17 protein-coding genes and 1 pseudogene are annotated in these 25,552 nt (G+C 62.2%); 3 read left to right on the top strand and 15 right to left on the bottom strand.

From position 1 onward, the window contains the following. Window positions 1–13: 13 nt before the first annotated feature. The 14 genes from Bravens_RS09145 to Bravens_RS09080 form a co-directional block, all read right to left on the bottom strand. On the bottom strand, window positions 14–1,738 hold the full coding sequence (locus tag Bravens_RS09145; protein WP_062022687.1) for a dipeptide ABC transporter ATP-binding protein: 1,725 nt from the start codon (window positions 1,736–1,738) through the stop codon (window positions 14–16). After that, window positions 1,731–2,753, bottom strand: coding sequence for an ABC transporter permease (locus Bravens_RS09140; protein WP_062022684.1), 1,023 nt, complete (start codon window positions 2,751–2,753; stop codon window positions 1,731–1,733). Before Bravens_RS09140 ends, Bravens_RS09145 begins: the two co-directional genes overlap by 8 nt. Continuing rightward, window positions 2,753–3,853: an ABC transporter permease gene (locus Bravens_RS09135; protein ID WP_062022681.1), complete on the bottom strand. Its 1,101-nt coding sequence runs from the start codon at window positions 3,851–3,853 to the stop codon at window positions 2,753–2,755. The genes Bravens_RS09140 and Bravens_RS09135 overlap by 1 nt, the downstream gene beginning before the upstream one ends. Window positions 3,854–3,959: 106 nt before the next feature. Continuing rightward, window positions 3,960–5,594 carry an ABC transporter substrate-binding protein gene (locus tag Bravens_RS09130; protein ID WP_062022677.1) on the bottom strand — a complete coding sequence of 545 codons (1,635 nt, stop codon included), beginning with the start codon at window positions 5,592–5,594 and terminating at the stop codon, window positions 3,960–3,962. A gap of 205 nt (window positions 5,595–5,799) precedes the next feature. After that, window positions 5,800–7,365: a hypothetical protein gene (locus tag Bravens_RS09125; RefSeq protein ID WP_062022675.1), complete on the bottom strand. Its 1,566-nt coding sequence runs from the start codon at window positions 7,363–7,365 to the stop codon at window positions 5,800–5,802. Continuing rightward, window positions 7,362–8,393, bottom strand: coding sequence for an LCP family protein (locus tag Bravens_RS09120; protein WP_244878150.1), 1,032 nt, complete (start codon window positions 8,391–8,393; stop codon window positions 7,362–7,364). The genes Bravens_RS09125 and Bravens_RS09120 overlap by 4 nt, the downstream gene beginning before the upstream one ends. 1,128 nt (window positions 8,394–9,521) lie before the next feature. Then, a complete protein-coding gene (gene wecB / locus Bravens_RS09115; protein WP_082791132.1) occupies window positions 9,522–10,631 on the bottom strand; it encodes a non-hydrolyzing UDP-N-acetylglucosamine 2-epimerase in 1,110 nt (369 codons plus the stop codon). A gap of 20 nt (window positions 10,632–10,651) precedes the next feature. After that, window positions 10,652–11,539, bottom strand: a complete 888-nt coding sequence (locus Bravens_RS09110; RefSeq protein ID WP_062022668.1) for a DUF6270 domain-containing protein — start codon at window positions 11,537–11,539, stop codon at window positions 10,652–10,654. 9 nt (window positions 11,540–11,548) lie between these two features. Next, entirely contained in the window at window positions 11,549–12,520 is a 972-nt protein-coding gene (locus Bravens_RS09105) for an ABC transporter ATP-binding protein (RefSeq protein ID WP_082791111.1), read from the bottom strand. Next, window positions 12,507–13,397, bottom strand: coding sequence for an ABC transporter permease (locus Bravens_RS09100; RefSeq protein WP_062022666.1), 891 nt, complete (start codon window positions 13,395–13,397; stop codon window positions 12,507–12,509). Before Bravens_RS09100 ends, Bravens_RS09105 begins: the two co-directional genes overlap by 14 nt. After that, a complete protein-coding gene (locus tag Bravens_RS09095; protein ID WP_062022663.1) occupies window positions 13,394–15,142 on the bottom strand; it encodes a glycosyltransferase family 4 protein in 1,749 nt (582 codons plus the stop codon). The genes Bravens_RS09100 and Bravens_RS09095 overlap by 4 nt, the downstream gene beginning before the upstream one ends. Further along, window positions 15,139–16,392 carry a glycosyltransferase family 4 protein gene (locus tag Bravens_RS09090; RefSeq protein ID WP_167346408.1) on the bottom strand — a complete coding sequence of 418 codons (1,254 nt, stop codon included), beginning with the start codon at window positions 16,390–16,392 and terminating at the stop codon, window positions 15,139–15,141. Before Bravens_RS09090 ends, Bravens_RS09095 begins: the two co-directional genes overlap by 4 nt. Then, complete coding sequence (locus Bravens_RS09085) at window positions 16,389–17,432, bottom strand: MraY family glycosyltransferase (protein WP_062022657.1); 1,044 nt, start codon at window positions 17,430–17,432, stop codon at window positions 16,389–16,391. Before Bravens_RS09085 ends, Bravens_RS09090 begins: the two co-directional genes overlap by 4 nt. Continuing rightward, a complete protein-coding gene (locus Bravens_RS09080) occupies window positions 17,429–19,279 on the bottom strand; it encodes a polysaccharide biosynthesis protein (RefSeq protein ID WP_062022654.1) in 1,851 nt (616 codons plus the stop codon). The genes Bravens_RS09085 and Bravens_RS09080 overlap by 4 nt, the downstream gene beginning before the upstream one ends. A 477-nt stretch (window positions 19,280–19,756) precedes the next feature. Between Bravens_RS09080 and Bravens_RS09075 the strand changes: the two genes are divergently transcribed. Beyond that, a complete protein-coding gene (locus tag Bravens_RS09075; protein WP_244878149.1) occupies window positions 19,757–21,541 on the top strand; it encodes a glycosyltransferase family protein in 1,785 nt (594 codons plus the stop codon). 22 nt (window positions 21,542–21,563) lie between these two features. Beyond that, window positions 21,564–22,832 (top strand): annotated as a pseudogene (wecC, locus tag Bravens_RS09070) (UDP-N-acetyl-D-mannosamine dehydrogenase). Between the two features lie 95 nt (window positions 22,833–22,927). Here wecC and fbaA read toward each other — a convergent pair. Continuing rightward, window positions 22,928–23,950 carry a class II fructose-bisphosphate aldolase gene (gene fbaA, locus Bravens_RS09065; protein ID WP_062022652.1) on the bottom strand — a complete coding sequence of 341 codons (1,023 nt, stop codon included), beginning with the start codon at window positions 23,948–23,950 and terminating at the stop codon, window positions 22,928–22,930. A gap of 76 nt (window positions 23,951–24,026) precedes the next feature. Here fbaA and Bravens_RS09060 point away from each other — a divergent pair, with 76 nt between their 5' ends. Beyond that, complete coding sequence (locus tag Bravens_RS09060; RefSeq protein ID WP_244878148.1) at window positions 24,027–25,478, top strand: MFS transporter; 1,452 nt, start codon at window positions 24,027–24,029, stop codon at window positions 25,476–25,478. Window positions 25,479–25,552 lie beyond the last annotated feature (74 nt).

The raw sequence follows: 25,552 nt of genomic DNA, 5'->3' as shown, positions 1-25,552 counted from the left end.
GAGGTTCGCGGCCTCAGCTGCGCAGTGCGCGTGCCAGCTTGCGTCGGCTTTCCTGTTCCACGGGGTCGGGAACGGGCAGCGATGCGATGAGGCGCTGCGTGTAGGTGTGCTGCGGTGCGCCGAGCACCTGTTCCCCGGTGCCCTCTTCCAGCAGGTCGCCGTGGAAGAGCACGCCCAGACGGTCTGACAGCATGTCGACAACGGCGAGGTCGTGGCTGATGAACAGTGCGGCGAAGCCGAACTCGTCCTGCAGCTGGGTGAACAGCTCGAGCACGCGCGCCTGGACGGACACGTCGAGGGCGGACGTGGGTTCGTCTGCCACGACCAGTTCGGGCTGCAGCGCCAGGCCGCGGGCCAGCGAGCAGCGCTGACGCTGACCGCCGGACAGTTCGTGCGGATAACGGTCGGCGTATTCGCCCGGCAGCTGCACGGCATCGAGCAGACGCACGACTTCGCTGCGGCGGTCGCGTTCGCTCATGCGCGGCCTGTGTACCCGGAAGGGCTCGGCAATACAGTCGCCAATCGACAGGTGCGGGTTGAACGAGGCTGCGGGGTCTTGGAAGACGAAGCCGATCTTTTCGCGCAGCGGCTTGAATTCCTTTTCTTTGAATCCGACCATTTCCTGATCGAAGACCCGCAGGGAGCCTCCGCTGGCGCGAGTCAGGCCGGCGATTGCACGGCCGATCGTGGTTTTTCCTGAGCCGGATTCGCCCACCAGGCCGTAGACCTCGCCTTCGCGGATGTCGAAGTCAACGCCCTTGATGGCCTGGAAGTCTGGTTTGCCGAAGCCGCCGCGGTAGGTGATTTCGAGGCCGCGCGCCTTGACGATGGTCTTCGCGTCGGCAAAGGGGTCTGCCTGCTGTGCGGCCTTTCCCACGTCCTCTGCCGCACGGTCCGCTGCCAAGGCGCTTGTCGGCTCAGTACCGGTGGCCGGGCCGCTCTTAAGCGTGCGGATCTTCGGCACTGCCGCCAGGAGGGACTTCGTGTACTCGTGCTGCGGGTTGGCAAACAGCGAGCGCACGTCGGCGACTTCGACCAGCTCACCGCGGTACATGACGGCAACTCGGTCTGCGAGGTCGGCGACAACACCCATGTTGTGGGTGATGAGCACAATTCCGGTGGAGAATTCATCTTTCAGCGACCGCATAAGGTCGAGGATCTCCGACTGGACCGTCACGTCGAGTGCTGTTGTCGGTTCGTCCGCAATCACGAGGTCGGCCCCCAGCGCCAGTGCCATAGCGATGACGATGCGCTGTTTCTGCCCACCCGAGAACTGGTGCGGGTAGTAGTCGAAGCGCTCATCAGCCTGCGGGATGCCGACCTTCTCCATGGCCTCGACAGCGCGCGCCCGAAGGTCCTTTTTGCTTGCCTTGGGGTCGTGCGCGCGCAGGCCTTCCGTGATCTGCCAGCCCACGGGGAACACGGGGTTGAGCGCGGTGGACGGCTCCTGGAACACCATGGCCGCTTTGCGGCCGCGCATGGCGGTCAGCTGAGCAGGCGTCATCTTCAGGACGTTGTCACCTGAAACGAGGACAGCGCCGTCGGCCACCGCTGTTTCCGGCAGCAGCCTCAGGATCGTCTTTGCAGTGACGGTTTTGCCGGAGCCGGATTCGCCGACGACCGCAAGCACTTCACCCGGGTCGACGGAGAGGCTTACGCCCTTGACGGCGTCGACATCACCAGCGTCGGTGGTGAAGGTGACGTTGAGGTCCTCAATAGACAGCAGATGTTCAGACATTCTTGCTCTCCTTTGCCTTCCGGCTGCGGCGGGATTTCTTGCGCAGGCGCAGGCGCGGGTCGTTGAGGTCGTTCATGGATTCGCCGACCAGCGTGATCCCGATGACGGTAAACACGATCGCAAGGCCCGGGAACAGGGCCGTCCACCAGATGCCCGAGGTGACATCTGAGAGCGACTTGTTGAGGTCATAGCCCCATTCGGCTGCCGAGGTCGGCTCAATGCCGAAGCCCAAGAAGCCCAGGGCGGCGAGCGTGAGGATCGCCTCGGAGCTGTTGAGGGTGAAGATCAGCGGGATGTTGCGGGTGGCATTCGGGTAGATGTGGCGGGCGATGATCCGCAGGTTGGAATCACCCAGAACCTGCGCGGATTCGACGAACGGCTCAGCCTTCAGGCGCACCGTTTCAGACCGCACCACGCGGAAGTACTGCGGGACGAACACCACCGTGATCGAAATTCCGGCGGCGACGACACCGCCGACGACGGTCGACTGACCGCCGGAGATGACGATCGTCATGACGATTGCCAGCAGCAACGACGGGAACGCGTAGATCGCGTCGGCCACGACCACGAGCACGCGGTCGAGCCACCCGCCGATGTAGCCGGACAGCAGACCGAGGATCACACCGAGGAACACGGACGCGATGACTGCCACCACGATGACGAACACCGCTGTGCGCGCACCCCAGATAACGCGGGAGAAAACATCGAAGCCGGTGACGGTCGTGCCCCAGATGTGCTGGGCCGAAGGCCCCTGCTGCGGGGCGAAGCGACCGTTTTCATCGCCCAGGTCGGCGTAGCCGTACGGGGCAATGAGCGGGGCGAACACAGCGCAGATGAGCACAACGCCGCAGATGATGAGACCGGTGATCAGCATTCCGCGCTGCAGGCCGGAGGACTGCAGCACGTGGCTGATGACGGGCAGCTTCTTCCACCAGGGTTTCTGTGCGTAGCTGCCGGAGTCCTTGCCGGCAGCGGGTGCCGCTGACGGGGTTTCGGGAGTGTTGAGGGTGCTCATCAGTACCTCACTCGGGGGTCGATGAAGGCGACGATGATGTCGACAATGAAGTTGGTGACCGCGACGATGACCGCCAACATAACCACAATGCCCTGCACTGCAACGAAGTCACGCGCCTGCAAGTACTGGAACAGCTGGAAGCCCAAGCCCTTCCATTCGAAGGTCGTTTCGGTCAGAACCGCACCGGCCAGCATGAGGGCAATCTGCATGCCCATGACGGTGACGATCGGAATGAGAGCCGGGCGGAACGCGTGGCGAGTGGTCAGACGGAACTCGCTGACACCTCGGGAACGGCCCGACTCAATGTACTGGGCACCCAGGGTGCCGATCAGGTTGGTGCGCACCAGGCGCAGGAACGTACCGCCGGTGATCAGCCCCAGGGCGATAGCCGGCAGAACGGCATGGGACAGAACGTCGTTGACAGCGGCGAAGTCGCCGATCCGCAGCGCATCGATCAGGTACAGGCGGGTGGGCGCAACAACGCCGTCAAGCAGAATCTCCGTGCTTCCGGAAGCTCGGCCCGCCACCGGCAGAACCGGCCACAGAACACCGAAGACCAGCTTGAGAAGCAGACCGATGAAGAACACCGGGGTCGCGTAGGCGAGGATGCCGAAGATACGCAGAACCGCATCGGGAGCGCGGTCGCGGCACTTCGCAGCGATCATGCCCAGCGGAATGCCCACGATGAACGCGACAACCAGCGAAAACAGCACAAGCTCCAGAGTTGCTGTGCCGTACTGCGCGAGAACCTCCGTGACGGGGCGGTTGTCCGACACTGTGGTGCCGAAGTCACCCCGCAGCAGGTTGCCCATGTACTCGAAGTACTGGACGATCAGCGGCCGGTCATAGCCGGCTTCAGCTACGCGCTGGGCCAGCTGTTCTTTTGTCAGACGACCGCCGAGGCTGGCGGTGATGGGGTCACCGGTGACCCGCATGAGGAAGAAGACGAGCGTGGTGAGGATCCACACCGTCGGGATGATGAGGAGGAACCGGACCAGCAGGTAGCGGCCCAAACCCGAGCCGCTGCTCTTGGTCGCTTTCTTCTTCTGCTGGCCGGCCGGGCCGGATGCGATATCCGGAATTTCGACACTGGCTGTCATATGAGTTTCCGTAGGTAGAGGGAGTGCAGGCCCTTGACACGGGCCTGAGGATCGAGCGAGGCCGCCGCGTCCATCAAGTGTCAGCGGCGGCCTCACTCTTCAGCGATTACTTGCTCAGCATCGACAGGCGGAACTGGAACGACGGGTCGAGCGTTTCGTCAACGCCCTTCACGTTCTTGTCCGCAACGGCGATCTGGTTGCCCTGCAGCAGCGGCAGCGTGGGCAGCTGCTTGGCCAGGTCGTCCTGGATGTCGCTGATCAGCTGTTCGCGCTTGCCGGCGTCGGGCTGGGAAACCTGTTCGAGCAGCTTCTTGTTGATGCTGTCGTCCTGGAAGTGGTTGGCCAGGAACGCCGGTTCTTCTTCTGTGTTGTAGAAGAACGGAACCAGGTAGTTGTCACCGTCGGAGTAGTCCGGGAACCAGCCCAGCTGGTACATCGGGTAGACGTCGTTGCTGCGGTCCTTGGCGTACTGCACCCATTCCGTCGACTGCAGGTCGACCTTGAACAGATCGGTGTCTTCCAGCTGCTTCTTCACAGCGGCGTATTCGTCGCCGGACGACGGACCGTAGTGGTCCGGATTGTACTGCAGCTTGATGTTGACCGGGGTTTCCACACCGGCGTCTTCGAGGAACTTCTTGGCTGCATCTGCGTCAGCGCCGCCCTGCTTGTCACCGTAGAGGCCCTTGAGCGATTCGTTTGCACCCTGCATGCCTTCGGGCACGTAGGAGTACAGCGGCTGGTAGGTGTCCTTGTAGACGTCCTTGGCGATGGCCGCGCGGTCAATCGAGGATGCCATGGCCTGGCGGATAGCCAGGGCCTTCTTTTCGTCCGGGTTTTCCGACTTGGCACCGTGGGGCATCGTGTCGAAGTTGAACACGATGTAGCGGATTTCGCCGCCGGGGCCCTTGTGGACGGTCAGGTTGTCCTTGCCCTCGAGGTCTGCGATGTCCGTGGGCGACAGCGAACGGTAGGCAACGTCGATGCTGCCCTTTTCGACGTCGAGCTTCATGTTGTTCGCGTCGGAGTAGTACTTCATCTGCACTTCGGCGCTCTTGGCCTCGTCACCGCCGCCGTTGTAGCCGTCGTACTTCTTGTAGGTGACCAGTTCGTTGAACTTGTAGGTCGAGATTTCGTAGGGACCGGCGAATGCCTTGCCCTTGACGATTTCGTCGTCCTTCGTGATGGCGTCAGCAGCGAAGACGTCTTCGTCGACGACCGGACCGGCGGGGCCGGCGAGAACCAGCGGGAACGTCTGGTCGTTTTCGCGGTTCAGCTTGAAGACGACGGTGTGGTCGTCCGGGGTGTCAATCGATTCGATTGCGGTCAGCAGCGAAGCCGGGCCGTTGGGGTCCTGGATCTTGGTCTGGCGCTCAAAGCTGAACTTGACGTCCGAGGCAGTCAGGTCGTTGCCGTTGGCGAACTTGAGGTCCTTCTTGAGCTTGACTTCGTATTCGTTCGGCTTGACGAAGTCAGCAGATTCCGCGATTCCCTCGCGGATTTCCGACGTTCCGGGCTTGTATTCCATGAGGAACGGGAACACCTGCTGCATGACGAAGAACGAACCGTTGTCGTACGAACCTGCCGGGTCGAGCACGGTGACCTTGTCGGTGGTGCCGACGCTCAGTGCGCCGCCTTCACCGGAGTCCGAACCGCCGGTGGTCGACGACGAGCATGCGCTCAGCCCCAGTGCGAGGGCGGCAGCTGCGGCAACAAGTCCCGCCGCGCGCTTCTTTACGGCCATGAAGCCATCCTTTCGTTGCGAACCGCCCGGTGGGGCGGTCAGACCAATGCAGCGACCACATTCAGTGTTTATTTACAGGCCGCTCAGGTTCCGTTAAGGATAGCAAGACTTTGCGCCGACTTGTGATCCACCTAACCCCAAACACGAGGCGCCGCTCACCTTTTCGGTGAGCGGCGCCTCGTATTTGCGGTGGTTTCTCAGTCCCTCAGCCGTGCACGAACTCGATCGTCGTCGCGGTGCTCGGGGCGATGTCGATGACCAGCCGCCCGTCTTCGGCGGTCTTCACACCGCTGCCGGAGTCTGCGAATTCGGCTAGTTCGCGGTACCGGGTTTTGCTCTGAGCAGCGTTTGAAGGTGCGTGGATCTGTGCAGCGCGCTTGGCGGTGAACCCCTCGGGGACGGTGACGGTCACCTCGCGGCTGCCGTACTTGGCGGCGTCGGCGTTGTTGACGATGGTGACAATGAATGAGCCCTCAGTGCGCACGGCGTAGGCGTAAGCCTCCTTGCCGGAGACCGCGACATCGTGGAACGTTCCGCCCACACCGATTTCGGCCAACCGCAGGCCCTGGAAGTTCGGCTGGGTCAGCACTTCCCCGTCACCGTCTTCTCCGGTGCCTTCTGCTGAGCAGACCACGGACATCGGCGCTCCGCCCTTGCAGGCGCCGAGCATAGAGTGCATGTTCATTCGCTCGACACCCATTTCGGCGGCGTGGAGCACGTAGTCGACAGTCCACAGCGCCGAGGCGTGGGTGCGGGACGTGTCGTTGGTTCCCGGGCAGCTGGTGGGCCCGGTCTCCTCGACCCACAGGGGAATTTCGGCGGCCTCGGCTTTGTCCAGGCCGATCGACAGGAGGCGTTCGGCGCTGTCGTGGACCAGCGGGCTGACAAGGTTCTCCCATTCGGGCCCGCGCCCGGGGACCTTGTCCGATGTGCATTCGTAGGTGGCGTACCAGTGCTGGCTCAAGGCTGCGGTTTCGTCGAATCCGGCGTCCAGGAACGCCGTCATCCATGAGCCTTCGGCCACGCCGGGGCCCACGAGCCGGACATCGTCGCCGACGCGCTGTTGGATGGCTGAGCGGTATGCCTTGACTTGTTTGAGGTAGGCACCTTCGTCCCACTCTGCGGCGTCGCGGATCTTAAGTCCCTCGCGGTGGTCGGCGGTGAATCCGTTGGGTTCGTTCCCAATCGACACTGCCAGCAGGTGGGCACCGAAGGCTTTCTTCGCGTGGGCGACCATGTCGGCGCCGCGCTCTGGGTCATAGTCTCCCAGGGGGATGCCGAGTGTCACACTCGCGCCGACCTTTTCGACCGTGCGCGCAACGCGGTTGAGGTCCTCTGGAGTCACGGCGATTTTGCCATCTGGCGGCCGCTCCCCCGACGAGGTCCAGAACATGCCGCGGTCCAGCTGGTTGCCTCCGAATCGCAGGCCGGGGCTGCCGAGTGCAGCCAGCACCTCATCGAGGTTCCCCGCGTCCGGGTCCCATCGTGGATCGGTCAGGTCCGTAGCTTCGAAGGAAATGCCGATGTTGTCAGCTGACAGCGTCGTGTTCGCGGGATTCTCACTGACGTCCACGCCCACTGGTGCGGGGCTGGGCGCATCAGAGTCGAGATCCTGCACAAAGGGCGCGGCCGTCTTGGCCGTGTTTTCCTGACTCGTTGTTTCTGAGCCGCTGCGCGTCTTCCCGTTGGTACAGCCCGAAACGAGGAGGGTGACGGCAAGCGCTGAGGCGATTCCAGCTCTGAAGATTCGGGTCTTAGGTGAGGTTGTCACGGGTGCTGTTGGTCGGCGTTCGCCGCGTAGTCCTCTACGGTGTCGTCTTTGAAGGCCTTGCGGACGTTTTCGAGTTCTTCTTCGTCGACGTTGATGATTGATTGGCCGTCTGATGATCGGCCGACACCCGCGGTCGGTGCGGTGAAGAAGTCGATGTCGTCGCTGCGGATATCGCGCATCGACAGCGCGTACCGAGAGATCGAAGACGAGCGCAGGCCTGAATCCAGGTACATGTACGGCGAGAAGTCACGGATCATGCCGGTGACTTTGTTCGGGTTGGACAGCGTATCGGCGGTGAGGAGCTTGCCGAACAGGGAGGACATGAATTCCTGCTGGTTGCGGGCGCGTTGGAAGTCGCCGTCAGCGAATGGTTTGCGTGCGCGCACGAAAGCCAGCGCTTGTTCACCGTTGAGGTGGTTCGTTCCCTCGGTGAAGCTGTGACCACCGCTTGAAAATGCCTTTGGTGATTGGACGTCGACGCCGCCCACTGAGTCTGTGAGCAGTTTGAAGCCTTCGAAGTCGATCATCGCAACGTGGTGGATCGGCGCACCGATGAACTCTTCGATGGTGCTGACTGCCAGCGGCAGGCCTCCGTAGGACAGGGCAGCGTTGATTTTCGCTTTGCCGTGGCCCTCGATATCGACCCAGGAGTCACGCGGGATTGACATGAACTGCATGCTGGAGCGGTCTGCTGGAACGTGACCGACCATGATGCTGTCTGAGCGCAGACCACGCGAGTTCTCGAAGTCCGCCTGGTTCATGGGTTCGTCGGCGCCGAGGATCAGGATGTTCATGGCGCCACCGTCGACCGGCGGGGGCGTCTTCTTGCCGAAGACCTGCTCGTCAGTCAAGCTGTTGGCGTTCTTGTCGAAGGTCCGACCGACGTACCAGGCGTAGCCGCCGATGCCGGCGACAACAACGAGAACGAGGACGAGGAGCCCGAAGAGAATCTTCCTGCCGGTTCGGCGAGGCTTGCGTCGAGGCCGCTGGCGGCGCTCCGGAGCATCCTCAAAAATATCGTTCGACATTTCTTGCGTCATTGATTGTCCTACTCGTTCCAAAGGTATTGGGAGCTGTTGACCTCTGAATCGTCGATGGCGGCTGCCTGACTTCTGACGGCATACAGTCTTCAGAGTCTTTCCGAATAATGATAGAGCTAGTTCCTCATAGTAGGCGCGAGCCCATTCGTCAACAGTCGTTTACCAGCCCAGACAACTCGCGTTGCTGAAACCAAGTCGTTCCAACGACTACCCCGCTAGAGGACCGAAGCAGCCCCATCGGTTAACCTTGACGGTGATCGTTGTCACATCTTCAGGGTCGATGACCATGGGCTAACTTCAAATGATATTCGCCGCACCCGAGACCACAACGCGACTATGTGAGCCCCTGCCGCCCCTGCGGCAAACCACTCTTTCCCTGCACGCTCGACCGTTATCGCCCGAACGCCAGTTGCGCCACCACTCACATGCAGTGTCGAATATCGATGCTACCTGTGCTCCTACTTGATCAATGAACCCGTTGAGCAGACTGATGGTGGCTGCCCACCTCCTACCCAGGCACTTTCACGAACAGATCTCTAGGCGGAAGCTGTCAAGCTCTTCGGGCCGGTTAGCGGGCATGAAAGAAAGGTGCTCTCATTTGTAGGACTGTGTCCGCCGCTCCGACCCGTCTGCGGTAACGTCGACACGTCGTAGTTGCGGTCGCCGTTCGGTTCAGGCGGGATTCGTCGCCGAAAATTAATACAACCCTCTTGTTTTGGCAACCTCGACGGGCTCTGATGTGCTGACTCCACCCTTGGCACGGTCAATCGAACGATCGGTGCCGAACAGCCGACCTAACCGTCAATGGTGAGAGCATGCGCCGACGCCTTCGTCGGCGACGGATCGGTGCGCATGCGCGTTGCAGCGAGCAGGACTCCAACCGGACCATTGCAACGATCTAACAGACCGCCCTCCTCGAACTCGACATAGCGCTTTCTGGGCTCCGTTCTTAATTGAGGCAGGAGCGGACCCGGGACTCTACAGGTCCTGGTGCAGTACCAGCGCCTGAGTTCCGCCGGGTTTCGCTCGAGGTCGGCCACGTGGCACGACTCAGGCACCGGATAATGGTCCAGTGTGGTAAACCTGACACCGATAGACGAGCCGTCAGCCTGCTTCCTACCCCGCTGAGGTGAGCATCTTTTTGATCGCCACGACGCTCTGCTTCGCAGCTGTGCCGTCGCCGAAGGGATTAATCGCCTCCGACATCTCCCGGTAGGCATCGGCGTCTTCGAGCAGACGGTTAACCTCGGATTCAATCCGATCGGGTTCGGTGCCGATGAGCCGCGCCGTGCCCGCCTCGACGGCTTCGGGACGCTCCGTATTCTCACGCATCACGAGAACCGGTTTGCCCAGGGTCGGCGCTTCTTCCTGAAGACCACCCGAATCGGTCAAGACCACATGCGAACGGGCGATCAAGTGCGAGAACTCGCCGTAACCCACGGGCTCGATCATGAGAACGTTGTCGAGACCGCGGATATGGGGTTCGATGGCCCCGCGGACTGCCGGATTCCGATGCGCTGGCCACACAATGGACACGTCTGGGTGTTTGCGGGCTATTGCGCTGACAGCGGCCCCGATGTTGTTAACTCCCTCTCCGAGGTTCTCTCTGCGGTGAGCGGTCAGGAGCACAACACGGCGGGACGAGTCGTAGAGCTCAGTCACCGCTGCCTCAGAGAACTCAGCGGGCTGCTTGACTGCCCACTGCAGCGCATCGATCACGGTGTTGCCGGTCATGACGATGCTGTCGGACGCGATTCCCTCAGCCAGCAGGTTGTTCTTCGACTTTTCTGTCGGCGCAAGGTGCAGTCGAGCGATCTGCGATACAAGCTTCCTATTCGCCTCCTCCGGGAACGGAGACATAATGTTACCGCTGCGCAGGCCCGCCTCCAGGTGGACCACGGGTATCTCGCGGTTGAATGCTGCAACGGCCGCGCCCATCACCGTTGTGGTATCACCCTGCACCAGGACAGCGGCAGGTCGATGCTCAGCATAGACGGCATCCATCTTCGCGATAACACCAGCAGCGATCTCATTCAGCGTCTGGCCGGCACGCATGAGGTTTAGATCAACATCAGGGGTGATGCCGAAGACGCGGTTCACCTGGTCGAGCATCTCACGATGCTGTGCTGTGACGACCGAGATCGGACGCAGCTGCTCAGAGGCTTCCAACACCCGGATGACCGGAGCAACTTTGATGGCTTCCGGTCGAGTTCCATATACGACCATGACCGGGATTCTCTGATCAATCACAGAAATCCACCCTTCTTCCTTTCGATTGAGTTCACGATCTCGTCTGCAATAGATTGATAGTCAGCGGCTCTGTAGTGATAGGGAGCGGTTCCCCACTGATTCGCAGTCGACATCCGCAGATCATCTGCCTGTCGCCTGATATGCACTCCGTCAATGCGAGACTGTGCGAATTGTCGATACCGTCGGAACTGCCGGTTCGCCCGCCGAGCCTCGCGCCGCAGCTTTTCCCGTTCCGTCGCGGGTGGAACACACAGGTCGCGGAGCATCGCCCTGTAGTCTCCCTCGCGCACATCACGCAGCGCCGTGCGCAGCCCGCGCCGGAGTCGGCGAACGGCTCGCCCGCCAAAGGCGACTAAGCCGTGTGACGGGTTAACGTCGTCGATGAGTTCAGCCCAATCGAGATCAATGAAGAACGTCAAAGCCGAGCTTTCGGCCTGGAGTCGTCGCATCACCGACGCGAAGCCCGCTGACCAGAGGCGGAAATGCTCATCAGAGCCGAATGGGATGAGGCGGCCGCCTTCTCTGGGCGCCCAATCATCCACCCCCGTGCGGAAGGCCTCAACCGAATTGGTCAGGTAGGTGCCGTCGGGAAAAACCCACACTCCGCGCCGTTCGTCGACCAAATCGATGAGCAGTACATCAGGTTCGGCTTCCAGCAGCCGCTCTACAGCGTCAGCTTCCATGTCACCGTTGAACATTTTGGCTTGGAACGCAGAGTTGAGTGCTTCATCGGACCAGCGACGGGCACCGGCCGGATTCAAGTGCACTATTGCAGACTGCCGTGCCACGTACGGTGCGACATCGGCAGAGGGCAGATACTCGCACGTGTCTCTGCTGACACACGATCCGAATACCGCAACCTGCAGCTGTTCCGTGTCCTCCATGTTCCGCTTTCAGCTCCGCGTGGCACGCTCTGGTACGGAGACTGACCTATGGCCTTCTTCATCCCGCACATGCCGACTAGGGCGGAACCTTTTCACACCTGAGAAATGACGTGGTTGCAGCATTTCCATCGGTGCATCCTGGAGCACCTCAACGACCTCCGGGTCACCTTCTGCGATGGCCTTTTCCAGAAGTCGTTCGGCGGTTTCGTCTTCACCTTTGGCAATATTCCACGCCCACCAGCGGTACTTCTCCGCCACCTCGTCAGCCGGACCGTCCATAATGATCTGCCCCTCGTGCAGCCAGATGGCACGCGAGCACATTTCTTGAATCACCTTCGCTGCGTGATTGACGAGGAAGACTGTCCCGGCGTTCTCGAGCATCTGATCCATCGCCTCGGAGCTGCGCTGCGCGAAAGTTGCGTCACCGGTTGACAGCGCTTCGTCGATGAGCAAGATCGACGGTCGGTTTGCAACCGCGATGGCGAATCGCAGACGGGCCGCCATACCCGAAGAGTAGGAGCCCATTGGTCGATAGATCGAGTCTTCCAGAGCGGAGAGCTCAACGACTTCGTCGAAGACGGCCTCTGCCTGTTGCGGTGTCATGCCCATCGCAAGGCAACCGAGGCGCACGTTGTCTGCGCCTGAGAGCGCCGGTTGCAGAGCTGCGTTGACCCCGAGCAGCGTAGGTTGGCTTCGGGCAAGGATCTGGCCTTCGTCCGGTCTTTCTACACCGGCAATCAGCCGCAGCAGGGTCGACTTCCCGGAGCCGTTGGCACCGATCAGACCAATGAATTCGCCTTTGCGGGCAACCAAACTGACACCGCGGAGGGCATGAACCTTCTGTTTTCGACCGCTTCCGAGAATCTTCTGTTGCACTCGTGCAAGGCGCCCGCACTGGTTGCTCACCGGCACGGAATAGCTGATGTGCACATCATCCACCACAACTGCCGCATGACGCCCACGGGACTCAAGGCTGCCCATACTTCTCCTCTCCGAAGTAGAAGTACAAGAAGCCCAAAATGAGGGCCGCGATACCCCAGCCGAAAACGAGCATCCACATCCACGCGGGGGAATCGAGCCCGTAGAGGAGGGAATTCCGCACGATCTGAAGATAGGAGTACATCGGGTTGATCTTCATGATCGCAGCCAGCACGGGCGTGTCCACGAACCTGTCGACTGAGAAGAACACACCGGAAGCGTAGAGCCAGAAGCGGGCAGCCACCTGGATGACGTTGATGAAGTCCGGTACCTGGTGACACAGGCGTGCTGCAATGAAGGCGCATCCCTGGGCGAAGCAGATCTGCATGATAAAGCAGGGAACAACGAGCACTACTCGCCACGTGATGGTCTCGGCTGGTGGGAAAGCGAGGATGATCACCAGCATGACGACGAAGGTCGGAACAAAGTTCATTGTCTCACGCACGATGACGGCGATCGGCAGGGAAGCACGCGGAAAGCTGAACGCACGGATCATCGACTGCCCACTTTGGATCGCCTTTGCCCCCTGAGTGACGGAGCGCATGGTGAACTGGAAGAAGAACACGCCGATAATCAGGAAGCCTATGAAGTTCTCGATACCGCGTGAAGTGTTGAGCACGTATCCGAAGATGAGGAAGAAGCCCAGTCCATTGAGCAGCGGGCTGAGCAGCAACCAGACACTGCCGAGGACGTTGCGTCGGGCACCGCCGGCAACCTTGGCGCGCGATTCCGCAAGAATGAAATGCCGGCGCTGCCACAGCTGGCCGAAATAGGTCCCCAGCGGAGCGCGCTTGCCCACTTCGCTCAGCGTCCATGACGGAACGGTGATGGGACTGCGCCAAGGCGGAGCAGCAGCTTCTGCGGAGAGCGACTTCGTCACGTCAAGCCTCCTACCCCGAGTTCACGGTACATGTCAGTATAGGCACGCCCTACAGCATCCCATGTGCGATGTTGCTCTACGAATCGGCGGCCGATGCGACCCATGTCCCTGCGTGTCTGTTCATCCTCTGCCAAGCGCGACAGCACCTCAGCCCAGCGGGTCACATCCCCGGGAGCGACCGCCGTGTGTGCTTCTGCGGGCAGCGCTTCGGTCAGTGCGGGAAGGTCGCTGAGCACCACGGGGCGGGCGAGGCCAGCAGCCTCAACCGGCTTCAGCGGCGTAACGAGGGAGCAAACCGGATCGTCACGCCGCGGCACCGCAAAGATGTCGAGCGCGGTGACGAGCTCGTGAGCTTGCTGCTGGGCTACGCGCCCTGTCAAGACGGCTGCGTCTCCCAGCGATGCGGCACGCTGCCGCAGAGCCGGCAGCTCGACTCCATCACCGACGATCATCACCCGCAAATCGGTTCCGGCACGCCTGGCCTCGGCGACCGCGTCGATGAGAGTGTCGAGCCCTTCGTATCCGACGATCGATGCCGCTGTGCCCACCCACACTCCGCCGGCGGGCAGTCCGTTCTCCGCGCGGACAGCGCTAGGCGGCCGGTCAGCGTCCCGGCGCAGCACTTCACTGCTCACCGCGTTCGGCGCAACCAGAATGCGTTCCCGCGGGATTCCGCGGCTGACCAGTTCGGCGGCCATTGTGCTCCCGAGGGTGACGACCCGGTTTGCCTGAAGGGCAATCTCCGTTTCGCGTGCTCGGAAGAGCCGATAGCGTTCGCTCTGCCGAGCGTCTTTACGCTCCTCTGGTAAACCAGCCGAGGCGGCCCACGTCTCCTCGAGCAGCCCTCTGACCTCATATACCCACGGCAGTTTCAGCTTCCGGGCGGCGGCTGCCGCAGCAACTCCGTTTACGAAGTGCGAGGTCGTGTGGATGACCTGCGTACCGCTGGCAGCGGCAAGTGCGGCAGTGAATTCCGCTTGCTTGCTCAGTCGTTGAGCCATCGTGCGCCCCTGATTCCAAGGGATGTCGCGCAGGTAGGCGATATCGTCGATCCAGTCGCGGTCGGACCATGAAAAGCGACCGACCGACACCGGGTACCCGGTCCGAGTGGCTCCAATCACCCTCAGACCACGGCGCTGAAGCGAAGTGAGCACTGCGTGCGATCGCAGTGTGTACCCCGACTGGGTGTGCGGCAGCGAGTTCGTCAGCGCGAAGAGCACGTCGGCCTTCGGACTGCGGATCTCCGGCAGCTTCTGCGGCAGGGTAGGGCGCCATCCCGGCTGGAAGACCTGCGCTTCTCCTTTAAGGCGAGACTGCAGACGCTCTTCTTCGGCAAGACCGATCGCTTCGGTCATGCGTCCGGCCTGCCATTCAATGCGGGCGCGCAGGTTTCTGGCCCTGCGGCCTCTGCGTATCCGATCGGCGAATTGTCCGGCCTCGCGGCGCATGCGCAGACTGAGCGCGAACTCCCCGAACACGCGTGCTCGGATGTCGCTGAGATGGTCTGCCGAGAGCTGCCGACGCAGCGACTGCTCTGCTCCGGCAGCGTCCCCCATCAGCCACTGACCCGCTGTCTGGGACACGGTCGAGGGAAGCCGACGGAGGCCTCTGCCGACGGCGTTGGAGACTGTGCGCGGCAACCGCCGCGACACCTGCACACCGAAGAAGACCGGGTCGCTTCCCATATGCTCGGCGAGCACGCGAAGAAGAGTTACACCCTGCCGGCACATAAACGAAATGCTCATCTGGCTCCTTCGAGGATGCTGAGGTACCGGGAGAGCGCAACATCGGGTGCCGCGTGCTGAGCGAGCCACTCCTGTGCCCGCTCGGAGGGAGTCAGGTCTACCCGTCCGTCGCGCATAGCTGTCAACAGCTCTCGCAGACCCGACTCATCGCCTGGCGCGACGACATGACCGGCCTGTGCGTCGGTGACGATTCCTGCTGCCTCTCCCGCAAGGATTCCGGTGATGTGGATACCCCGCGCCATCAGCGTGTACAGCTTCGATGGAACCGTGTATTCAAAGGAAGGGAGTCCTCTTAGGCTGACGACGCCGCTGTCGGCCCACGTCCACAGATGCCCCAGTTCAGCACCTGTGGTCTGCGGAAGAACACGAATAGCGGGGCCATCGGACCGCCCGCAGGACGTGCTCCATGAGCTTTCCGCCCACTGCTGCAGGGATCTGTGCGCGGCACCTGCGCCGGCAATCGTCAGTTCGATCCCGCCAAGTTCTGTCACAGCTCGCGCCAGTGATTCGAGGCCCTGGGACCGGCCCACTGTTCCGACGTAGAGCAACCGCAGCGGAGAAGAAGCGTCTCGTTTCCGGTGCTGTGCAGTCGGACGAAAGGGGACTGCGGTGTTCCGCACCACCGTCACCTCTGTGTGACCGGCCGCTTTAAGCCGCGAAGCGAAGACATCTGAGGTCACCACAATGTGAGCTGCGCGTCTCATCACCGAGTGAAAGGCTGCCGGGATAGCGGTCGCCTCCGCATAGTCGGTCAGAGTCGCGGGCAGCAGACCGCGGGTGGCTGTTCGCACCAGAGAAGAGTCAGCAATGAGATCAGGCCAGGCATCACGGATCTCGGCAATATGCGGGACACCGAGCATCCTGGCCACGATGTCTCCGGTGAAGAGCATCGGCAGACCGGGAGTTGTTGAGATCACCACATCCGGCTTCGCTGTCCGCATCGCGGCCGCCACGCGCACCGCGAACAGCGATGACCACGACTGATCAATGAGCTGACCCGCCATAGAGCCAGAAGTCGGCAAGTAGGGCAGTCGCAGCAGCCGCTCACCGTGTGGCCCGTCGGCCCACACCATCGTCTTCTCATCTGTACCGCCTACATCGGATGCAGAGCGATACGGATAATGCGGCACGGGAGCACAGACTGCCACCTGGTGTCCCGCAGCGATCATTCCTGTCACCAGCTCTCGCCAACGGCGCTGCGGAGCGCCGATCTCCGGCGCGTAGTAGTGGGTGAGCAGAAAGATTCTCATTGCGCCACCGCTTCCGCTCTGCGCGCTACCGACCATCGTGCCAGCACGGGCAGTCGCGAGTAGACAACAATGAGGCAAACCAGGATGAACGCGCTGACCCACACAGCGAGCTCATTGGCGACGAGGAGCGTTGGGATCGTTGCGAGACACGCGCAGGCGTTCAGTAGTGCGTATGCAGCAGACGTCTGCTCATGGCTCAGTCCCTGCTGCTGCGTCTGCTGGTAGATGTGACGCCGGTGAGCTTGAAAGATGTTCTCACCGGCGAGCAGACGCTTGAGCAGCGTCCAGCTGACGTCGAAGACCAACAGCACAATCGGTGCGGCCACCACCAGCGGACTGACACCGCTGACAAAGAGAAAGACCGCGAAAGCTGCCACGGCCGCCCCAACTCCGTAACTCCCGACGTCCCCGAGGAACGCGCGTGCGCGACCGATGTTGTAGGGCAGGAATCCCAGTGCGGCGGCGGCGAACACAGCCGACAGGGCTGCGGCCGCCGGCTGAGCAACGGTGACGAAGAGCACGCAGTACCAGACCCCAACAAGCACGGCCCACGAACTGGTGAGCGCGTTGAGGCCGTCCATGAAGTTGACACCGTTGACAATGAACACGACACCGAGTGCGACCGCTGCGAGCCCGAATACTCCGCTGTTGTCAAACAGGGACAGCAGCGTGGCGAAAGCACCGGCGATCAGCACCTGGAGCACCAGGCGAAGACCCGAGGACATTGAGCCCATATCGTCCATGAATCCCAGGATGCTGAAACACCACGTGAAGACCACGAATATGCCGATGACGAGCGCCGCTGACAGCGTCGTGAACACCCCGGTCGAGGTGCCGATCCATGCTGCAGCAACACTGCCAGCAGCTATTCCGCACCCGACTGCGAATCCACCACCGCGGGCGACCGGAGTCAGATGGCTGGAACGCGCGGTTGGGATGTCGACAAGACCGGCGCATCTGAGGATGGGAATGACGATCGCCGCTGCCAGCAGCGTCACTGCCAGAGAGGTGACTACACCGGCTGCCAGAACGGCGATCATGGTGTCCCTCGTTCGGATGCGAGCGCCGGCCACCCATCGGTCGACGTCCCGACCAATTCGCCGAGCATCCGACGAATCGAGTGGGCGTCAAGGTCAGCACTCCCCCGCACCATCTCGATGAGCGTGTTGACCCGGTCGAGATCGACAGGGTCGATCGGCACCTGCGTGATGAGCGGGTGATTCGGCCGTTCGTCCTTCTCCGTTCGTGCCAGCCGGGCTTCTGCCAGCTTCTCCCCCGGCCGCAGGCCGGTATAGACGATCTCGACATCAGACTTTCCGCTGAGCGCGATCACCCGCCGTGCGAGGTCCTCGATGGAGACGCGATCGCCCATGTCGAGCACGAGTGTCTCACCGGGCCGTCCGATGGCTCCGGCCTGCAGAACGAGTTCGCAGGCCTCAGCAGCCGTCATGAAGTACCGAGTTGCACCGGGGGCTGTCACAGTCACGGGGCCGCCGGCCGAAACCTGCGTCACAAAGGTACCCAGCACTGAACCGCGGGATCCGAGCACATTGCCGAAGCGCACCGACATGTATCGGTGGCCGGTTTCGCGGGCCACTGCCGCGACCGCCCTTTCAGTGAGGTACTTCGATGCCCCCAGGGTCGAGAGCGGATCAGCGGCTTTGTCAGTGGAGATGTGGACGAAGTTCTCAACACCGAAGTCGCGGCACGCTTCCAGCAGCTCGAGGCTTGCCGCGACATTCGTCTTGACCGCTTCGGCTGGAAAGCGCTCGAGGAACGTCAGGTGTTTGAGAGCCGCCGCATGGAACACGATGTCGGGTTTGACATCGGAGATCAGCGATCTGATGAAGCGGCGCTCTCGCAGATCCCCCAAGATGAGGTCCTCACTCATCAGCGATGCGCTGCCAGTGAGGACGAGCTCTGTGGCATGCAGCCCGGATTCATCGCGATCAGTCATCACCAGCCGTCCGGGTTCGAAACGCGAAAGCTGCGAGCACAGATAGGATCCGATTGATCCGCCGGCTCCCGTGACGAGGACAGTGCGACCGTCGATGTAGTCGCTGATCGCCTCGACGTCAGTCGTGATGGCCTGACGGCCCAGGAGGTCGTCAAGCTCGACTCCACGGAAGCTGCCCGGCATCAGCGCCACAGCAGAGGAGCTCTTCACCTTTCTGCGTCGAATGTCGACGCCGTCAAGCTCCGGCAGCACCCGCACGTCGATGTTGTGCTCACCGGCGAAGGCAAGAATCGTGTCCAGCCGCTGTGGGGCCAAGGACGGAATCGCCAGCACGAGCGACTGGGCACCTGTGCGGTCGACGACGTCCCTGAGGTCGTCGAGAGTGCCGAGCACCCGCACCCCGCCGATCCGCAGGTGACGTTTGTTCGGATCGTCGTCCACCAAGCCGACGGCGACATATTCCTCACGCGGGTCTTCGCGAATGATCCGCAGTGCGAGCTGGCCGTGAGCACCGGCTCCGATGATGAGCGCAAGCCGTGCAGAATCAGACCGCGAGCGCCGCCGGTATCGCAGTCCTGAGCGCAGCCAGTTGACGAAAGCGATCGTCAGCAAGGTCATGGCGGCAGCTGACACCGGCGAACTGAGCGGCACGAGCGGCCTATAGGGCTGGAATGCGCTGACCAAGTAGATCAAACCACAGGCAACGGTAATAACCCCTGCCGTGGCGATGAGCTCATCGGCCGATGCCCGAGCGTATCGGCCGCGAAGACGCAGCCAGAATTCGCCAGCGAAGATCGTTGCGAATCCCAAGACAGAGCTGACGAAAATGCCGAAGTAGTGCGGAGTGGCCACAGCCAGGTCGTAGCGCGCAAGCGACATGAACCACAGAAAGAAGGCGAAGATGCCGGCGTCTATGCCAGCTCGCCGCACTGCCTTCCAGATTCGACGCCCAAGGGGAAGCTCCTGCCTCGCTGACGATTCGCTTCCGTGGTGCATGATAGTGCGTCCGCCGGTGCAGCACGATGACGCGCGCTGCCGTGGCGAAGCCGTCTCCTCTCTCACTCCACAAGAGCGCACCGCCTCATCTTCAGCAGCAACTCTGCGAGGGGTTGGCGCACAGTAGTTTCTGTATAATCGCTGAGAACAGTGTACGACAGACAAAGCTCATTCGCTTCCAAATTCGTTTTACCTGTACGGTGCAGTACTAGACGCGAGATTCAGACCGCGGCGACAGCTTGACTGTTCGAACGCCCCTCTCTCGACTCAGTCCGACACACTCAGCTTTGGAGACCGGTGACCACTTCCTCACAGCGACCGCGCGGAGCACTTGCACTCGCCCGCACAGCACTGTGGCACCTCCGCAAGGGTGGCCCAACGCAAGTTCGAACGTGGTGGCGGCGACGCCGCGTGCCGACTCAGCCGTCTGCTCGGACACCGTACGACTCCGGGGGCCCGCTCACCGATCAGTTCCCAGCCGCGGCACCGCGCCCTCGCACACCTGTCTTCGACGCTGTGCGCGTCGGCACCATCCTCGATGAGTTCTCAGAATTCGCTTTCGCAGCCGAATGGGATCTGGTGCCCCTCAAACGTCGGGGCTGGATTGAGCAGCTCGACACCCTTGACTTCGTCTTCGTCGAATCCGCATGGAACGGCAATGGCGGTCAATGGCAGTACCAGCTGACCGGCACCTCCGGAGTCAAGGAAGACGTCAAACAGCTGCTCACGGAGTGCAGGCATCGCGGAATTCCCACCGTGTTCTGGAACAAGGAGGACCCTCCCCACTACGCCGACTTCCTCGAGGCAGCCAGCCTCTTCGATGTCGTCTTCACGTCGGACATTCGACTGCTCGAGCAGTACCGGGCTGATCTCGGACATGATCGAGTTGCCCCGCTGAGCTTCGCGGCACAGCCGGCGGTCCACAACCCTGAGCGTCTGCCTGCGGGGCAGCACAGCTGGGACGTGGCTTTCGCGGGGATGTACTTCGCTCACCGCTACCCGGAGCGACGCGAGCAGATGGAATGGCTGCTCGGCGCGGCTGCGGACGTGAGCCCGAAAATGGACCGCGGCTTAGAGATCTTCTCCCGACAGCACGGCGGGGACGAACGCTACCAGTTCCCTCCCCCGCTGGATCAGCACGTCCTGGGATCCCTGCCTTATGAGAACATGCTGACCGCCTATAAGGCGTTCAAGACCTTCCTCAACGTCAACTCCGTCACCGATTCGCCGAGCATGTGCGCGCGCCGCATCTTCGAAATCTCCGCCAGCGGCACACCGGTTGTCTCAGCACCCAGCGCCGGAACCGCCGCGTTCTTCCCCGCTGACGAAGTCCTCCAGCCGAGCACCCGCGAAGAGGCGGGACTCACCCTGCGAGCACTCGTGCGCAGCCCGGAGCTGCGCGACCGCACTGTGCACTTGGCGCAGCGCAGGATCTGGAAAGAGCACACGTACTCTCACCGAGCCATGACAATCATGGACAGTGTCGGAATCGAATACTCAGACCCGATTGCCCGGTCTGCATCACTGCTCGTCTCAACCAACCGGCCCGCACAACTCGATCACGTACTGGAAACGGCTGCTCGACAGGACCATGCTCAGCTCGAGCTCGTGCTGCTCGCGCACGGTTTCGATCTCCAGGAGTCTGAAGTCCGCGCAAAAGCAGCGCACCTCGGAATCGAGAATCTGGTCCTGCTGAGCGCAAAACCTGCAGAAACTCTGGGTGAATGCCTCAATCATACGATCGGCGCATCCAGCGGGGACGTTCTTCTTAAGATGGACGACGACGACATCTATGGCGAACACTACGTATCGGACCAGCTCGCAGCGCTCCGATACTCTGCGGCGGACATGGTGGGAAAGCAGGCGCACTACCTGTACCTCACCAGTTCGAATATTGTTATGTGCCGATTCCCGGAACGCGAGCACAGATTCACCGACCTCGTCATGGGCCCGACGATGACCGCTCCTCGGCAGGTTTTTGAGGGGCTGCAGTTCGCAAAACTGCTGCGGGGAGAAGACACCGACCTGCAAAAACGCCTCGTGGCGAACGGAGGCACCATCTACTCTGCAGACCGCTTCAACTTCCTCCAGGTTCGCACCGACCATGCGCACACCTGGCAGGTTGATGACGCACTGCTGCTGGCCAACAGCGATGTACACGCCTTCGGCTACACGGCCGCCCACTACCTGTTCTGACTAGAAAGCCAAGAGGAGAATCATGACCAAAGAAGCACCGCCCGCGGCCCCGCACGTGGCCGTCATCGGGCTTGGATACATCGGTCTGCCGACTGCAGCCGTACTCGCCGCCGGTGGCGCAGACGTCACCGGAATGGACGTCAACCCGCGCACGATTGACTTTGTGAATCGCGGTGAAGTGCCGTTCGTCGAACCGGATCTTGGCACCGTCCTTGCCGGAGCGGTGAGCCAGGGGCGGCTGCGCGCCAGCTCCGAAGTTCCTGCAGCTGACGCCTACATCGTCGCCGTGCCAACCCCGTTCGCCGAGAACCACAACCCGGACCTGTCGTACATCAGCGCGGCAGCCGAATCGATTGCACCGCAGCTGACCGGCGGCGAGCTCGTCATTCTTGAAAGCACCTCACCCCCGGGCGCAACCGAACACATGGCTGACGTCATCCTCGAAGCGCGCAGCGACCTGACACTGGATCCCAACAAGCCGAACACGGTGTACTTCGCCCACTGCCCCGAGCGCGTGCTGCCCGGCCGCATCATCGTCGAACTCAGGACCAACGACCGGATCATCGGATCCCTCAACGGCGATGCCGGTGAGCGCGCCCGCGATCTCTACCGCCTGTTCTGTGACGGCGAGTTCCACATCACCGACGCCCGCACCGCCGAAATGGCCAAGCTTGTCGAAAACGCCTACTGAGACGTCAACATCGCCTTCGCCAACGAACTCTCAGTCGTCGCTTCGAAGCTCAACGTCGACGTGTGGGAGCTCATCGACCTGGCGAACCACCATCCGCGCGTCAACATCCTGCAGCCCGGCCCGGGCGTCGGCGGGCACTGTATTGCCGTCGACCCGTGGTTCCTCGTGTCAGCGGCCCCTGAGGAAGCCCAGCTCATCCGCACTGCCCGCGAGGTCAACGACTCCAAGCCCGAGTACGTCCTGAACCAGGTGGTGCCCAAGGCCCAGCGCTTCAAAGAACCCCGCGTGGCTGTCCTCGGATTGGCGTTCAAGCCCGACATCGACGATCTGCGCGAAAGCCCGGCCATGTACATTGCCCAGACGCTCGCTGACCGCCTGCCCGACGGAACCATCCTCGCCGTCGAACCGAACATCGAGGAGCTCCCCGCATCACTGGCCGAGAAGGGCAACGTCGAGCTCACCGATCTCGAATCGGCCGTCGAGACAGCCGACATCGTGCTGCTGCTGGTCGACCACGCGGAGTTCAAGAGCTTCGACCAGCGCCGACTGCAGAGCACCATCGTCTACGACACCCGCGGTACCTGGCGCACACTGATCTGATCAACACCGCGCTGTAACCCAGGCAGCCCCAAACACGAGGCGCCGCTCACCTTTTCGGTGAGCGGCGCCTCGTGTTTCTGGCGGGCGGGAGCCCGTCAGCTCATCTTCGTGCCGGCGGAGCCGAGTCGCTGGCAGGCCTCGACAATGCGGGAAGCCATACCGGCCTCAGCCGCACGACCCCATGCGCGGGGGTCATACATCTTCTTGTTTCCGACCTCGCCGTCGACCTTGAGCACACCTTCGTAGTTGGTGAAGATGTGGTCGGCCACGGGGCGCGTGAACGCGTACTGGGTGTCGGTGTCGATGTTCATCTTGATGACACCGTAGGAAACAGCGTCAGCGATTTCCTGTGCCGTCGAACCGGAACCGCCGTGGAACACCAGGTCGAACGGCTTATCCTTGCCGTGCTTCGCACCGACCTCGTCCTGGATTTCCTTCAGCAGCTCAGGACGCAGGCGGACGTGTTCGGGCTTGTACACACCGTGCACGTTGCCGAAGACCAGAGCGGTCATGTAGCGACCGCGCTCTCCAAGGCCGAGCTTGTCGACAATTGCCAGGCCGTCTTCGACCGATGAGTACAGCTTGTCGTTTTCGCCGCCCTTGACACCGTCTTCTTCACCGCCGACAGCACCGACCTCGATTTCGAGGATCTGCTTGGCGCGGCTGGTCAGTTCGAGCAGCTCTTCGGCGATTTCAAGGTTTTCGCCAACCTCAATGGCCGAACCGTCCCACATGTGCGACTGGATGAGCGGGTCTTCACCGCGATCAACGCGCTCCTGGGACACCTGGATGAGCGGCTTCACCCAGTCTTCAACCTTGTCCTTCTGCGCGTGGTCAGTGTGCAGAGCGACCGTCACGCCGTAGTTCTTCGCAACCGTGTGCGCGTATTCGGCGAGCGCAATCGAACCGGTGATCCGGTCCTTGACGGTTGCACCCGAGGCGAATTCAGCACCGCCGAAAGAGAACTGGATGATGCCGTCGGATTCAGCTTCCGCAAAGCCGCGCAGTGCGGCGTTGATCGTCTGGGAGCTCGTGACGTTGATGGCCGGGTAGGCGAAACCGCCCTCCTTGGCCCGGTCGAGCATTTCGGCGTACTGATCAGGGGTTGCAATTGCCATGAACACTCCTGCGCTTAGGGGATTGCTTCAGTCGGAATCATTCTACGCACCCGAATTTGACCGTAGTCTTAACAACATGAGCCCAAGCACTGACTCAGCCGGCCCGCTCGACGGCCAGCCAGCCGGCGCCTCGTCCGAAGTCCCGGCTGGAACTCCGACCGGCACCTCGTCCGAACCCGGACACCCTGCCCCGCCCGCCCGCACGAACCTCGTGCAGGCTGCGGCCTGGGCTCTGTGGGACTGGGGAAGCTCGGCCTACTCTGCTGTGATCGTCACCTTCGTGTTCGCCCCGTACCTCGTGAAGGCGGTTTCCGAGGACCCGGTTTCGGGCGCTGCCGCGCTGGGGTGGGCCTCCGGTCTGGCGGGCCTGGTCGGTGCTGTTGTCGCTCCCGCCGCGGGCGCCCGCGCCGATGCGAAGTCCCGCCACCGGCGCCTGCTGACCATCTACACCGGCGTCGTCGTCGCCTGCGTTTTCGCGCTGGCGTTCATCAAGAGCGAACCGGTGTTCTTCCTGCCCGGCCTGATCTTCCTGGCCGCCGCTTCCGTTTTCTTCGAACTGGCCCAGGTCAGCTACAACGCGATGCTCGGGCGGATTGCCGCACCGAACAGCGTGGGCAAAGTGTCGAACATCGGCTGGGGTTTCGGCTACCTGGGCGGGCTCGCGATGCTGCTCATTGCGCTGTTCGCCTTCATCCTTCCCGAGGTGGGACTGTTCGGGGCGGTCAGCGAAGGCGGCTGGCGGTTCCGGCTGGTGGCAGGTGCTACCGCCGTGTGGTTTGCCGTGTGGGCTGTTCCGCTGATCTTCCTGGCCCCGCGCGATGCGTCGGGGGCTCAGGTGCAGACCGCCCGGGCGCGTTCCGGGAACCGGGCTGCTGAATGGTTCACCAGCTGGAAGCAGGACTACAAGGACCTGTTCAGCAGGCTGAAGGACCTCTTCCAGAACGACCGGCAAACCTTTGTCTTCTTCATCGCCTCGGCTGTTTTCCGCGATGGCCTGACCACGATCTTCGCGGTGGCCGGTGTGCTCGCTGCTTCTGCCTACGGGTTCACGGAAACTGAGGTCATCTACCTAGGGATCGCCGCGAACGTCGTTGCCGCCATCGGCTGCCTGGTGTCCGGCCCGCTTGACGATGCTGTTGGCCCCAGAGCGGTCATCATCACGGGCCTGACCTGCCTGTGCATTGGCGCCGTGCCGATCCTGCTCTCCGACAGTCCCACCGTGTTCTGGGCGTGCGCACTGTTCCTGTGCCTGTTCGTCGGGCCGGTCAACGCATCGAGCCGTTCGTTCCTCACCCGCATCACTCCCCCGGAGCGCGCCGGCGAGAACTTCGGCCTCTACGCCACCACCGGGCGGGCCATCAGCTTCCTGGGCCCGTGGCTGTTCAGCCTGTCGATCACCATCTTCGGCTTCGAACGCGCGGGTGCCGCCGGCATCATCGTCGTCCTGCTGCTGGGACTCGTACTCATGCTCGCCGTGCCGCGCACTGGTCCCGGCCAGAAGCGAGCCGAACAAGCCGCCCAGAGCTGACCCACCCGGCCCCAGCCGGCACCTCGGCAGCCCAAGCGCCAGCCAGCCCGGCACCTCGTTACCCGGTACTGGCA

This window comes from Brevibacterium ravenspurgense, from assembly GCF_001584615.1.
Lineage (GTDB): Bacteria > Actinomycetota > Actinomycetes > Actinomycetales > Brevibacteriaceae > Brevibacterium > Brevibacterium ravenspurgense.
The sequence above is the reverse complement of the archived record's forward strand: the minus strand, read 5'-3'. Positions and strand labels throughout refer to the sequence as shown.

Bases quoted from the DNA above. Each gene is read 5' to 3' on its own strand.
- Bravens_RS09145 (WP_062022687.1), bottom strand. From the start codon at position 1,738: ATGTCTGAACATCTGCTGTCTATTGAGGACCTCAACGTCACCTTCACC.
- Bravens_RS09140 (WP_062022684.1), bottom strand. From the start codon at position 2,753: ATGAGCACCCTCAACACTCCCGAAACCCCGTCAGCGGCACCCGCTGCC.
- Bravens_RS09135 (WP_062022681.1), bottom strand. From the start codon at position 3,853: ATGACAGCCAGTGTCGAAATTCCGGATATCGCATCCGGCCCGGCCGGC.
- Bravens_RS09130 (WP_062022677.1), bottom strand. From the start codon at position 5,594: ATGGCCGTAAAGAAGCGCGCGGCGGGACTTGTTGCCGCAGCTGCCGCC.
- Bravens_RS09120 (WP_244878150.1), bottom strand. From the start codon at position 8,393: ATGTCGAACGATATTTTTGAGGATGCTCCGGAGCGCCGCCAGCGGCCT.
- wecB (WP_082791132.1), bottom strand. From the start codon at position 10,631: ATGGTCGTATATGGAACTCGACCGGAAGCCATCAAAGTTGCTCCGGTC.
- Bravens_RS09110 (WP_062022668.1), bottom strand. From the start codon at position 11,539: ATGGAGGACACGGAACAGCTGCAGGTTGCGGTATTCGGATCGTGTGTC.
- Bravens_RS09105 (WP_082791111.1), bottom strand. From the start codon at position 12,520: ATGGGCAGCCTTGAGTCCCGTGGGCGTCATGCGGCAGTTGTGGTGGAT.
- Bravens_RS09095 (WP_062022663.1), bottom strand. From the start codon at position 15,142: ATGAGCATTTCGTTTATGTGCCGGCAGGGTGTAACTCTTCTTCGCGTG.
- Bravens_RS09090 (WP_167346408.1), bottom strand. From the start codon at position 16,392: ATGAGAATCTTTCTGCTCACCCACTACTACGCGCCGGAGATCGGCGCT.
- Bravens_RS09085 (WP_062022657.1), bottom strand. From the start codon at position 17,432: ATGATCGCCGTTCTGGCAGCCGGTGTAGTCACCTCTCTGGCAGTGACG.
- fbaA (WP_062022652.1), bottom strand. From the start codon at position 23,950: ATGGCAATTGCAACCCCTGATCAGTACGCCGAAATGCTCGACCGGGCC.
- Bravens_RS09060 (WP_244878148.1), top strand. From the start codon at position 24,027: ATGAGCCCAAGCACTGACTCAGCCGGCCCGCTCGACGGCCAGCCAGCC.